This window comes from Chitinophaga ginsengisegetis (genome assembly GCF_900168065.1).
Taxonomy (GTDB): Bacteria; Bacteroidota; Bacteroidia; order Chitinophagales; family Chitinophagaceae; genus Chitinophaga; species Chitinophaga ginsengisegetis.
The window spans coordinates 315144-328375 of record NZ_FUZZ01000001.1 but is presented as its reverse complement, the minus strand read 5'-3'; the positions used below and the strand labels follow the sequence as shown (position 1 = coordinate 328375).

Sequence of the window (13232 nt, the reverse complement as noted above, 5' to 3'; positions counted from 1 at the left end):
TAGTGCTGCCATTAAGGCGCGCCGTATAAATTGCATTGAAATGAATAAGACAAGATTCCACGACTATGGCACTCAGGCCGCTTTATTACAAAAAAAAAGAATGCTGGTGATTAAAATCATCAGCATTCTTTTTCCCTTTTTAATTATCGGTGGAGTGGAAGCAGGACTGCGGTTATTTAATTATGGCCACAACCTGGAGCTCTTTATTACATCTCCCCAAAACAGGAATTATTACCAGCTCAACCCCGCCGCCTCACTGAAATATTTTTCCAATGCGGAAATCGCCACCAAAGGCAATAGTGAATTATTTAAGAAAGTAAAAGACTCAGGTACCCTTCGCATCTTCGTATTGGGCGAATCCACCACTATCGGGTATCCTTATTTTCATAACGGCTCCTTTCACCGCTGGCTGCAATACCGCCTCATGCATTCCTGCCCGGAGAAACACCTGGAGATCATTAATCTTTCACTAACAGGCGTTAATTCCTATACAGTAGCCGGTTTTACAAAAGAATTATTGCCGTATCAGCCGGATGCCGTACTTATTTATACCGGTCATAATGAGTATTATGGTTGCCTGGGCACGGGCAGCACCGACAAAGTAGCCGGCAGCCCTTTCCTCATCCACCTGGTGCTGAAGCTCCGGGAATTCCGGATCACCCAGCTCATGGCCAGTGCGCTCCACAAAATTTCCACGCTGAAACCCGCCAGTACGGAAGGCGCCGGCAAAACCCGCATGGAAATGATGGTGGCAGCGCAACAGATTACTTTCGGATCGGATATGTACGAAAGAGGCATCACCCAGTTTACCACCAACATGGATAACACGCTGCGCATACTGGATCAGGCCAACGTGCCGGTATTCATCAGCAACCTGGTATCCACCGAAAAAGACCTGTTCCCTTTTATCAGCGTAGCGCCCGACTCCACAAAATACCCCGGATTCAATACCGCATACCAGCAGGGCGAACAGGCCATTGCCAACGGAGATTCGGCCACGGCATTGCAGCATTTCATGGCCGCGGAAAACAGTTATAACGCGCATGCCGGCTGCAACTACTACCTGGGATTATTAACCCTGCATAACGGCGACAGCACTGCTGCAAAAACATATTTCGATAAAGCAAGGGACCTCGATGCGCTTCGTTTCCGTGCGCCCTCCAAACTCAATAAGGTGATGCTGGAACTGTGCAGCAAATATAAAAACGCCCACCTGGTAGATGCCAATGCCGTTTTTGAAGCCGCCAGCGCCGGCCACATTATAGGCAATGACCTGATCCTGGAACATGTGCATCCTAACCTGAAAGGCTATGCGCTGTTGTCGGATGTGTTTTATAATACCATGAAAGCACAGGGACTTTTCAAAGCGCCGCCCGAAACAGAAATGAGTTTTGCACAGCTGCAGCAAACGATGCCTGTTACCGTGATCGATAGCTTGTCCGGCGCCTACAAGATTGCCAACCTGAAAAGAAGCTGGCCGTTTAATAAAACGCACGTTTCCGATACCATGCTGATTTCCAGTGCAGAAGAGCAGCTTGCTTATGAAGTAGCTTTCAGGAAAACATCCTGGGCAGCGGCATTGCAACAGCTCTATAATGCCTATAATCAAAACGGCGATTTTGCCAGGGCCGCTACCATCGTGGCCGCATGGGTACAGGAACATCCTACAGAAACAGGCTACTATGAAGAAGCCGGTAACTACTATGGCAAGCTGGATAATACGGCGGAAGCCATTTTCTACTTTAAAAAAGTATTTGGTATGTCGCCCTCATTTGACGTGGCCAGAACGCTTTTTGTGCTTTACCTGAAACAGGACAACGCCAGCGAAGCGTTGCCTTACCTGGATTATGCCATCGATCATAACGAACGGCGGTTAAACCTGCTGCCCGTAAAAGATTGCCTGTTGCAGATCCTGGAGCTGCAAACAAAGGCGGCAAGGGAGCCGGCAAATATAGACGTGCTTAACCAGATCGCCGGACTGTACTACCGGATGGGAAATAAAGATGGCGCCGTACTATACGTAGAAAAAGTATTGGATGCTTCGCCGGGCAACCGGGATGCACTTACGATGCAAAGTCAACTGAAAAAAGTATAGCCATGTGGAAAGGCTTCACCAACATTACCCGGCAGCAATGCATTGAATTTGGACAGGTAGCTGCTACGGCGCTACTGGCGGCAGCGTTGTATTTCCGTGATTTCCGGCTGGCAACCGTTGCGCTGCCGGTGCTGGTTATCACCATGCTGACGCCCCGGCTTTTTTATCCGCTGGCCGTAACCTGGTTTGGGTTAGCAAAAGTTTTGGGAGAAATAAACATACGCATACTCCTTACCCTTGTTTTTGTGCTGGTGGTAGTGCCCGTGGGCATATGGCGGAAGTGGCGGGGCAAAGATGCTTTGCAGCTGCGCAGGTTCAAAAAAGAAAAGACATCGGTAATGGATATACGTAATCATGTATATACGAAAGAGGATTTGCAGCACACATTTTAAAACGATCATAATTATACGTCATGGAATTTTTGCATGAACTGCTTTACTTTTTAAGAACACGTAAGAAGTTCTGGTTGCTTCCGCTGATCATCGTGCTGCTGTTGCTGGCATCGCTGGTAGCATTAACCAGTGCTTCGGCGCTGGCGCCTTTTATTTATGCCATATTTTAACTGCGTTGAGGAAAATTATCCTGGGCATATCCGCATTTTATCACGACAGCGCCGCCACGCTGATCATCGACGGGCGCATTGTTGCGGCCGCACAGGAAGAACGTTTTACGCGCATAAAGCAGGATGCGTCTTTCCCGGCGCAGGCCATTAAATATGTATTGTCGGAAGCGGGCATCTCTTTTGATGAGCTGACTGCCGTGGCGTTTTATGATAAACCGCTGCTGAAATTTGAACGGCTGCTGGAAACCTACCACGCCTTTGTACCACGCGGCTGGCGCAGCTTTATTACGGCTATGCCGGTGTGGATGAAGGAGAAAGTGTTTATGAAGAAAATGCTCCGGCGCCAGTTCCGCACATTGGGAGCCACCGTGAAAGTGCCGCTGTATTTTCCTGAACACCATTTATCCCATGCTGCCAGCGCTTTTTATCCGTCGCCTTTTGAATCGGCGGCCATACTTACGGTTGATGGTGTAGGAGAGTGGGCTACCACTACCATTTGTTATGGCGCCAATAATGATATCAAAATTTTAAGGGAGCTGCGCTTTCCGCATTCTCCCGGCTTATTATATGCCGCCTTTACTTATTTCCTGGGATTTAAAGTAAACAGCGGCGAGTATAAATTAATGGGACTGTCGCCTTACGGCCTGCCGGATGCCCCGCAAACCGTTGCGTTCCGGGAAAAGATCCTGGCAACGTTGGTGGATATACGAAACGATGGTTCCATCCTGCTGAACATGGATTATTTTGAATTCGCCACCGGGTTAAAAATGACGGCCACCCCATTGTGGGAAGCGCTGTTTGGTTTTCCCCGCCGCGAGCCGGAATCCGCCATCACGCAGGAACACATGAACCTGGCGCTGGCCATTCAACAGGTTACAGAAGAAATTGTAGTAGCGCTGGCACGCACGGCAAAAGAAATTACGGGGAGTCATCACCTGGTGATGGCGGGCGGTGTAGCGCTCAACTGTGTGGCGAATCATAAAATAAAAGCCGCGGGTATTTTTAAGGATATCTGGATACAACCTGCTGCCGGTGATGCGGGCGGCGCACTAGGCGCTGCATACGCCGCTTATCATATAGGGATGGAGCAGGCGCGTATTTTTTTTCCGGGAGAAGATGGGATGCAGGGCGCATTTCTCGGCCCCGCTTATGGCGACGCTGATATCCGGAAGCTGCAGGCCCGCTATGGAGCGGTGGCGGTTCATCAGCCGGACTTTGATGTACTCACGCAGGAAGTGAGTGAGCACCTGGCCAACGGAAAAGTAGTGGGCTGGTACCACGGCCGGATGGAGTTTGGTCCGCGTGCCCTCGGCAACCGGAGCATCCTTGCGGACCCGCGGCAGGCCGCCATGCAACAGCAACTCAACGCGAAAATAAAATTCCGCGAAAGCTTCCGTCCCTTTGCACCCGTGGTACTGGCAGAAGATGCGCACCATTATTTTAACGATGCCACTGCTTCTCCATATATGTTATTTACCACCACCCTAAAAGAAGCGCTGCGCACCAACACCGCTGCGGATACTACTGCCTCCATATATGAACGGTTGCATCAGCAACGCGCTGCTATCCCCGCGGTTATACACCTCGATTATTCTGCGAGGGTACAAACCGTACACCATACGCTTCATCCAAAGCTCTGGCAACTTATTAATTGTTTTAAAAAACTAACGGGCTGCAGTGTGTTGATCAATACCTCTTTTAATGTAAGGGGAGAGCCGGTAGTGAATACGCCGGAAGATGCATGGCTTGCTTTTATGCGAACGGAAATGGATTACCTCGTGATGAGTAATTATATTTTTGATCGCCGGCGCCAGCCTGTGTTGCCGCCGGAGTTGTTTAAATCCTTTGAAAGGGATTAATATCTTCTTCTCTCAAAAAAAAATTAAAAAAATAGCACATTAATACGGCTGTTAGTTCATTATTAGCGCTGCTGTTAGGCCGGTGATGCTTACTTGCATTCATTATTTTCTTATCAATCGAAATATCGTTCGCGTTATGAAAAGATTACTATTGCTGATGCTCCTCGCATCGGGCCTGCTGCAGGCCTATGCACAAAAGCAGTTGACAAAGGGTAAAGTGCTGGATGAAACCGGTCAACCACTACCCGGAGCAACCGTTAGAGTAAAAGGTACCAACATTTCAAGTCCTACCAATGCACAGGGCGAATTCCAGATTGCCACCGGCGAAACAGCGTCCCCGGTGCTGGTGATTTCCTATATCGGCTATCTCACACAGGAGGTAGCGGTAACCGGCAGCGACTTATCCATCACATTAAAAACGGATGCCAGATCCCTGAATGATATCGTAGTAGTGGGATATGGCACACAGAAAAAGAGCGACGTAACCGGCGCTACCAGCTCCGTGAAAGCCGTGGAAATTGCCAAACGTCCTTTGGTAAGAGTAGAACAGGCTTTGCAGGGTACTACTTCCGGCGTAACGGTGCAAAGTAACAGTGGTCAGCCTGGCAGGGGGATCAGTGTAAGGATCCGTGGCGCCAGCTCCATCACTGGTGGCAATGATCCGTTGTACGTAATCGATGGTTACATCGGCGGCAACCTGGAATCAATTGCACCCAGCGACATTGAAAGCATGGAAATTCTGAAAGATGCTTCTGCCACCGCCATCTACGGTTCCCGCGGATCTAACGGCGTAGTAATGGTAACAACCAAAACCGGTAAATCAGGGAAGCCCCGCGTAGATGCAAGCGCCTGGATAAGCAAAGCGTCTTTGCCAAAAAAATTAAACCTGATGAACGCCTACGAGTTTGCGCAGCAGGTAAATAAAAAAGGAGATGTTGCCGGAACAGGCCATCCGTTTACCGATGCACAACTCGCGGAGCTTCAGAAAAACCCAGGCGGCACCGACTGGCAGGATGAACTGACCCGCAAGCCATTAACACAAAACTACCAGATTGGCGTATCCGGCGGTTCTGAAAATGTAAAGTACTATTTCTCCTATAATCATCTTGATCAGCCTGGACTGCTGATTAACTCCGGCTATAAAAGAAATACGCTGCGCGCCAACGTGGATATTAAGCTGAACAGGAAAATGGATCTGAAAGTAAATATCACTGGTCTGTTGCCGGAATCGCACAACACAGATTTCTCCGGCGATATCGTTGATCCGTTCTCCCAATCCAGTATGTGGGATCCTACCAGCCCCGTGAGAAATGCGGCAGGTGATTATATCAGTCAGTCGAATTTCGCCTCCCTGGCTAAAAACCCGGTACAAAATATCATGAGCCGTTCGGTAGATGGAAAAACTTCCAACTTAACCGCCACCGGTGTTTTTACCTACCGGATCATCGACCACCTCACCTTTACTTCCAATAACAGTTATGAGTTGCAGCACCAGCAAACGCAATCCGTTTTCCCTCCGGGAACCAACGAAGCGTTTAACGGTAACGACTATGCGAAAATGGAAAACAACCGGTACAGAAGCTGGCAGAACTCAAACTTCCTGACTTATAACAACCGTTTCGGTGATCATTCACTCACCGTTACCGCGCTGGTGGAACAGGCTTCCAAAACCAATACCAGCACCATTGCACAGGCCAACCAGTTATCTACCTACAGCCTCGGCTACTGGAACCTGGGATTAGGTAAAACCCAGTCCACCAGCAGCGGCTACTGGGCAGATGCGCTTATTTCCTATATGGGAAGGGTGAACTACGCCTTTAAAGATAAGTACCTGTTAACTGTTTCTGTCCGTACAGACGGATCTTCCCACCTGGTAGAGAAGTACTCCACTTTCCCGGCAGTTGCATTGGGATGGGCGGTAGACAAAGAAGGATTTATGGCCGGCTCCAAAGTAGTAACCGGCCTGAAGATCCGCGCCAGCTATGGTCAAACAGGTAACCAGGCGGTTCCTGCCTATTCTACCATTGCCCAGATCGGTACAGCGCTGCCATACTACTTCGACGGTAGTACATCGAGTGTAAATACGCCACTGGGAACACCGGTATCCACCATGCTGCAATGGGAAAAGAACACTACCTATGATGTGGGACTGGATATGGAATTCTGGCGTGGCCGCTTAACCTTCACCGCGGATGCCTATAATAAAAAAGTATCCGACCTGCTGTACGCCACCGATAACCCTTTCTATTATGGCGGCGGAAGTTTCCAGCGTAATATCGGCAGCGTAAGAAATACAGGTCTGGAGTTCAGCGTAGGCGGTATGCCTGTTGTTGGAAAAGATTTCAAATGGACCAGTAACTTCAATATCTCTTTCAACAGGAACGAAGTATTGGATCTGGGTGGTCAGGACAATATCATCGTAAATGGTATCGGTTCTGCACAGCAGGGTGTGTCTATCATTAAAGTAGGCGAACCGCTGGGTACCTTCTATGGTTACAAATACCTGGGCACCTGGAAAAGTGAAGAGAAAACGGAAGCCGCTTTATATGGCAAGAAACCGGGAGATACAAAGTATGCTGATCTCGATGGCGATCATAAACTCTCCGGCGGCGATCTCACCACTATTGGTAATGGTATGCCTAAATACTATTTCGGCTTCATCAACGATTTCTCTTATAAAAACTGGAGCCTGAACGTAATGTTCCAGGGCACGCATGGCAACCAGATGTATTCCTTCACACAGGCGTATACAATGGGCGGACTGGGAGATGCACGCGATGCCACCAATGCGCAGCTCCTCGATATGTGGACGCCTGAAAAACAGACAGACGTTCCTACCTATGGCAACCAGAACGAAATTAAAAGCAGTCGTTATGTGTATGACGCCAGCTATATCAAACTGAAAAATATCTCCCTCACTTATACCATTCCGGAATCACTGCTGGGCAGGATCCATGCACGCAGCCTGGATGTTTATATCAGCGCCCAGAATATCTGGACCATCACCAATTACCCTGGCTACGATCCGGAAGTAACCAATGCTACCAATGCCATCACACAAGGTTTGGAAACAGGTACAATACCTAACCCCAAAACCTATACGATTGGTTTAAGACTTGGTTTATAATTGATTCTGTTTTCTAAAAAATTACTATTATGAACAAAAAATATTTCCTCCCTTTAGCTATTGCAGCCATGATCGGCGTATCATCCTGCGTGAAGCTGACGGAAGATCCAAGAGCAACACTCACACCGGGCAATTATTTTAATACACAAAGTGAACTGGACGGCGCCGTAACCTCCGCTTTCAGGGCGCTCGCTGTAGATGGCGCATGGGGGTTTACAAGTAAAATGACCAGCTACTTTGGCTCTGACGACTTAACCACACACCCTGCATCCAACAAAGCAGATTCGCGGGAATTTGACCGGCTCCAGGGTACCACCACCAACGCCAGTATGAGAAGCGAATGGGAAGGGCCATGGAATACCATTTACCAGGCCAACAACGTGATCACCAATTTTGAGAAAGTAGCGGCTACTACCAACGAAGCCATTCAGCAACGTACCTATTCCGGCGGGCAGGCATACTTTCTTCGTGGACTGTGTTATTTCTATCTCGTAAGAACATTTGGCGCATTGCCTATTGTTACCGGTCCGGCAGATATCACCGTAACACCGGCAAGAGAAGAACCCGCCAAAGTATACGAACTGATCATCGCCGATCTGAAAAAGGCTGCTGAAATGCTGCCTGACAAATGGACCGGCGTAAATGTAGGCAGACCCGGCGCATTGGCTGCAAGAGCCGTGCTGGCAAACGTATACCTCACCATGGCAGGCTGGCCTCTTAACCAGAACTCCAACTATGCGCTGGCTGCTACAGAAGCAAAGGCCGTAATGGATGCAGGAAAATACGACCTGATGGCCGACTACCTCGATGTATTCAAAACCAACAATAATATTGAATCTGTATTCGGACTGCAATACAATGTAGGCGGCCAGTTGCCAAACCGCTCCTTTGGCGCCACCTGTATTCCTGATGATGAAGGCGGATGGGATGACTTCTTCCCTGAAATCAACTACTTCAAGGATGCACCGGTTTGTAAACGTACCGATCAAACATTCCATACACAAATTAAGAGCAATAAGATCGGCGTGGTAAGATGGGATGATCCGAGAACAGCCACGCACCATCCTTACTATAACAAATTCCGTTATGGCGCCGGAGATGGTATCGTTGAAACGCCTACCCAGGTAGTAAGCTTTAACGCCAGCACCAACAAAACCACCGATATTGTTCGCTTTGCAGAAACATTGCTCACCTACGCAGAAGCTTCTGCAATGGCGGCCAACACCGTTTCTGATGATGCGTACGAAGCGCTGAACAGGGTAAGACGCCGCGCCGGTTTACCCAATATCGTAAAGGGTTTAACGGCAGTGGCTTTCCGCGACTCCGTAGTGAATGAACGCAAATATGAGTTTGCCGGTGAATTCGGTCAACGCTGGTTCGATATCGTTCGTTTGCAGTTGCTGCCAAAAGTAATTGCCCGCCGCGATCCGAATGAGTTCAAGGATCTTCCGTTGAATCCCGCTGCTGTTGCTAACCCGGGTCCTAAATATATTGCTCCGATTCCTTTCCGGGATCTGAACCTGAGCCCTGGATGGACACAAAACCCAACATACTAAGTACTTTTTGATTTGGCCTGTAAATAGTTTAATCATGCCTTGTGCATGATTAAACTATTTTGTTAATTCGCTCTCTGACCAATGAGGAATTCTCCCTGCGTATAAATTTTAGTGAATGAAAAAAACAAACTGGAAGTTGTACAGCCTTCTGTTGCTGACACCTTTTGTATGCTTATCCGGCCGTGCACATGCTGCGGTGTATGATACGATCCCCGGAACAAAGCAACCCATCGACCTGATTGACCCTACCATAGGAAACGTGGGGCAGCTGCTGGAACCTACCCGGCCCACTGTGCAGTTGCCGAATCAGCTGATCCGGTTTACGCCGCAACGGAAAGATTTTATGGACGACCAGATCTCCGACTTTCCCTTGAACGTGGTATCACACCGACTTGGCCAGGTATTCTCTGTAAAGCCTGCCACCGGCGCGTTGTCGGAAAAAGACTGGCAAACCCGCATGGCATACGACCATAACCTGGAAACCAACCGTCCCTGGTATTACTCTACGTGGCTGCTGGAGGAAGAAGTAAACGTGGAATTTACCGCCGGTAAAAAAACAGGTTACTACCGTTTCCGTTTTCCCAACGGTAAAGAAAAATCCCTGCTGTTTGGTACCTACAATGATGGCGAAGCGGCTTACAGCTTCCTGCCCAACAACGTAATAACCGGTATGGAAACCTATAACGATTATGTAAAGGTATACCTGTACGGCGTTTTCAGCGAAGCAGGTACGCCCGGTGTGGTGGAACAGGGACAGTTGAGCAATCATAAAAATATTGCTGGTAAAGGAATCAAAGCGTTTATCAGTTTCCCTGCCACCACAAAGGAAGTTACTTTTAAATATGCGATCAGCTACATCAGCCCGGAACAGGCAAAGAAAAGTTATGAAGAAGAAATCAGTAAGAAAGATTTTGATGCCGTAGCCGCCAATGGAAAAAAAGCCTGGGCAGATGTAATGAACCAGGTTAAAGTAAAAGGTGGTACAACGGCGCAACAACGTTCTTTCTATACCGCTTTATACCGTTGCTATGAAAGAGCTGTTGATATTACGGAAGACGGGCAATATTACAGCGGTTATGATAAACAGATCCACAAAGATAACCGCCCTTTTTACGTGGATGACTGGACCTGGGATACCTACCTGGCGCTGCATCCGCTGAGAATGATCCTCAACCCTGCAAGGGAAGAAGATATGCTGCAATCATTTGTACATATGTACGAGCAAAGCGGCTGGTTGCCTACCTTCCCCGTGCTGTTTGGCGATCATGCCTGTATGAACGGGTTCCATTCTTCTGTAGTAATGCTGGACGCACACCGGAAGGGATTGAAAAATTTCGATATAGAAAAAGCCTACGAGGGCATGCGGAAAAACGCCACAGAAGCTACCATGCTTCCATGGCGCAACGGTCCTAAAACAGCGCTTGATGATGTGTATCACAACAAAGGCTATTTCCCTGCACTGCGCATCGGCGAAAAAGAAACCGAACCCGTGGTGCATCCTTTTGAAAAAAGACAGGCAGTAGCTGTTACCTTAGGCGGCAGCTACGACGACTGGGCATTGTCTGAACTGGCGGGTGATCTGAATAAGAAAGATGACCAGCGGTTGTTTGCACCAAGAGCGAAGAATTATAAAAATCTCTGGAACGCCGATAAACAGTTTTTTCTGCCCAAAGATGGGAACGGAGAATGGATCGACATCAACGTAAAATATGACGGTGGTATCGGTGGGCGTGATTTCTATGATGAAAACAACGGCTGGACTTACCTCTGGCAGGTGCAGCAGGACATCCCCGGCCTCATCAGCCTGATGGGTGGTAAAGATGCTTTTGAAAAAAGACTGGATCAGCTGTTCCGCGAACCACTGGATATGTCGCGCTACGCTTTCTGGAGCAAATTCCCGGATGCCACCGGCCTCGTAGGACAATACTCTATGGGGAATGAACCCAGCTTCCATATTCCTTACCTATACAACTACACCGGCGCTCCGTGGAAAACGCAGCAACGTATCCGCTTCCTGCTGGATACCTGGTTTAAGGATAACATCTTTGGTATTCCCGGCGATGAAGACGGTGGTGGTATGTCGGCCTTCGTGGTATTTTCTTCTATGGGCTTTTACCCGGTAACGCCCGGTATCCCGGAGTATACTATTGGCAGCCCGGTGTTTGAAAATGTAAGCATCGCATTGCCTGACAAAAAACAGTTTACCGTGATTGCGCACAACAGCTCCGTGGTAAATAAATATATTCAACAGGCAAAGTTCAATGGCAAACCTTTGAACAAACCCACGTTTACGCATCAGCAATTAACCGATGGCGGAACGCTGGAACTGTTCATGGGCCCCAAACCTAACAAAAGCTGGGGTGTACAGTAAGAAGTTTACTGGTCTCGTGAACCGGTAACAATGATGAAGACAAAAGAAAGACCGTCTCTTTATGGGGCGGTCTTTCTTTTAGTGGCTGTAAACCGGCGCTTCATTATTATCTTCGCATCTGATATGGCATCTTTCATCGTTACCTTGCAGCTTCAGCCCGATGACGCCGCATTCTTTAACCGGATGCGCCGGCAGTATTATCCTGCTCATGCCAACGAGGTACACGCACATCTTACTTTATTTTACCGCCTGCCGGCGGATGAACCACAGATCATTACTTCCCTGGCTACGATGGTTGCGCGGCCTTCCTTTGTGTTACAGGTCAATGAAGTGCAGCGATATACCAACGGTATTGCCTATACGCTGATATCTGGGGAATTGCAGGCGTTACATGAAGCGTTGCAAACCCAATGGGCGCCCTGGCTCATTCCCCGCGACCGGCAGGCTTTACGGCCGCATATCACCATCATGAACCAGGTAACGGCTTTTAAAGCGCAACAGGCGCATGAACAACTAATGGCCAACTTCCGTCCTTTTGAGGTAACTGCCACCGGGGTAGAGGTGTGGCGGTATTTAAAAGGCCCGTGGAAACTGGTGGGGGAGTATTCCTTTCTTACATAAAAAAGCCTTCCCGCGTTACCGGAAAGGCTTTCTTACTTCATTCATCTTTCTATCGTTGCTAAATAATTCTGTTCACGTGTTTTATTTTAACAACTACCTCATAGGTACCCTCCTGGAAAATCTGGAACTGGAACCGTGGGTTTACGTTATAGATCTTTTCGTTGGTGGGTGCGTAACCCGGATCTACTGTTACAAACTGGCTGGGAATACGATAGTAGATCAGGTATCCGTAAGCACTTTGTAATAAAGGGAATGGCGTGGTTTCAAAGTTGCAGACCATGCTGGTATCTGTTCTCTCCAGTGGATGAAACTGTGCATAGGTCTGGAAGTCGCTACGGTCGCCTCTCCGGATGATCTCTCCTTTGGCCGGGTTAAAATAGCGGCCGTTCTGATCCGCGATCTTCAGGATGATATTGGTGCCTTCATCGGAGATCTTCCTGATGGTAACGGTAGGCACGCCCAAATCGCCGCTGGTAGTGGTGCCGTCTTTGAACCAGGCAGCACCGCCGTCACCCACGTGATAGGGTGGTTCATCTATCAGGGTAAAGGTGGCAATGTTTTTATACTCTTTGCTGCCGTTCTGATTGGAAGCCTGGATATCAAATTCGTAGGTACCCAGCGGCACTTTGATGGAAGTACCGTAAAAAGTAAAGGCGCCGGTATGCTCGTTGAATTCAAAGCAGGGGGTGTTTACTTTTTGTCTCTTTGTATTCAGCAACGCTACTGTGGTATCTTTTTCCGGATCAAATTTCCCGATCCACTCATAGCGCTCATAATTCTTAAATACCGAGTCGGCATGCGTGTGTTTTTCTGCATCGCGGATATCCAGGAGCTTGTATACTACAGGCGCGCTGGAACCATCGTTACTAACAGGGTTGGTGGATTGTATCTGTCCCCGTTTTATTTTAATCGGGTTATCCACGTAACGAATCTGGTTGCTGAGAAAACCGTTTTCCACTTTGGAGCAACCGTACATAGCTGCCGAAACAGCCATCACCACGGCGCCGAATATTTTTATATTTCTTTTCATGATCATTGCGT

Annotated in this window: 9 protein-coding genes; 8 read left to right on the top strand and 1 reads right to left on the bottom strand. The window is 48.5% G+C overall.

Features of this window, described 5'->3' with window-relative positions:
• The first annotated feature begins 40 nt into the window (after positions 1-40).
• The 8 genes from B5Z18_RS01285 to B5Z18_RS01255 all read left to right on the top strand — a co-directional run bounded on the left by B5Z18_RS01285 (position 41) and on the right by B5Z18_RS01255 (position 12191).
• Entirely contained in the window at positions 41-2095 is a 2055-nt protein-coding gene (locus tag B5Z18_RS01285; RefSeq protein ID WP_143313461.1) for an SGNH/GDSL hydrolase family protein, read from the top strand.
• A gap of 2 nt (positions 2096-2097) precedes the next feature.
• On the top strand, positions 2098-2487 hold the full coding sequence (locus tag B5Z18_RS01280; RefSeq protein ID WP_079467603.1) for an SxtJ family membrane protein: 390 nt from the start codon (positions 2098-2100) through the stop codon (positions 2485-2487).
• Between the two features lie 20 nt (positions 2488-2507).
• Positions 2508-2657, top strand: a complete 150-nt coding sequence (locus tag B5Z18_RS32665; protein WP_168771530.1) for a DUF5989 family protein — start codon at positions 2508-2510, stop codon at positions 2655-2657.
• A gap of 5 nt (positions 2658-2662) precedes the next feature.
• Positions 2663-4516 carry a carbamoyltransferase family protein gene (locus B5Z18_RS01275; RefSeq protein ID WP_079467602.1) on the top strand — a complete coding sequence of 618 codons (1854 nt, stop codon included), beginning with the start codon at positions 2663-2665 and terminating at the stop codon, positions 4514-4516.
• 136 nt (positions 4517-4652) lie between these two features.
• Complete coding sequence (locus tag B5Z18_RS01270) at positions 4653-7643, top strand: SusC/RagA family TonB-linked outer membrane protein (protein WP_159454138.1); 2991 nt, start codon at positions 4653-4655, stop codon at positions 7641-7643.
• 29 nt (positions 7644-7672) lie between these two features.
• Entirely contained in the window at positions 7673-9199 is a 1527-nt protein-coding gene (locus B5Z18_RS01265) for a RagB/SusD family nutrient uptake outer membrane protein (RefSeq protein WP_079467600.1), read from the top strand.
• Between the two features lie 115 nt (positions 9200-9314).
• Positions 9315-11570: a GH92 family glycosyl hydrolase gene (locus B5Z18_RS01260; RefSeq protein WP_079467599.1), complete on the top strand. Its 2256-nt coding sequence runs from the start codon at positions 9315-9317 to the stop codon at positions 11568-11570.
• Between the two features lie 123 nt (positions 11571-11693).
• Positions 11694-12191: a 2'-5' RNA ligase family protein gene (locus tag B5Z18_RS01255; protein WP_235015858.1), complete on the top strand. Its 498-nt coding sequence runs from the start codon at positions 11694-11696 to the stop codon at positions 12189-12191.
• 58 nt (positions 12192-12249) lie between these two features.
• On the opposite strand, the gene B5Z18_RS01250 is transcribed toward B5Z18_RS01255, so the two are convergent.
• A complete protein-coding gene (locus B5Z18_RS01250) occupies positions 12250-13221 on the bottom strand; it encodes a DUF5007 domain-containing protein (RefSeq protein ID WP_079469936.1) in 972 nt (323 codons plus the stop codon).
• Between the last annotated feature and the right edge of the window lie 11 nt (positions 13222-13232).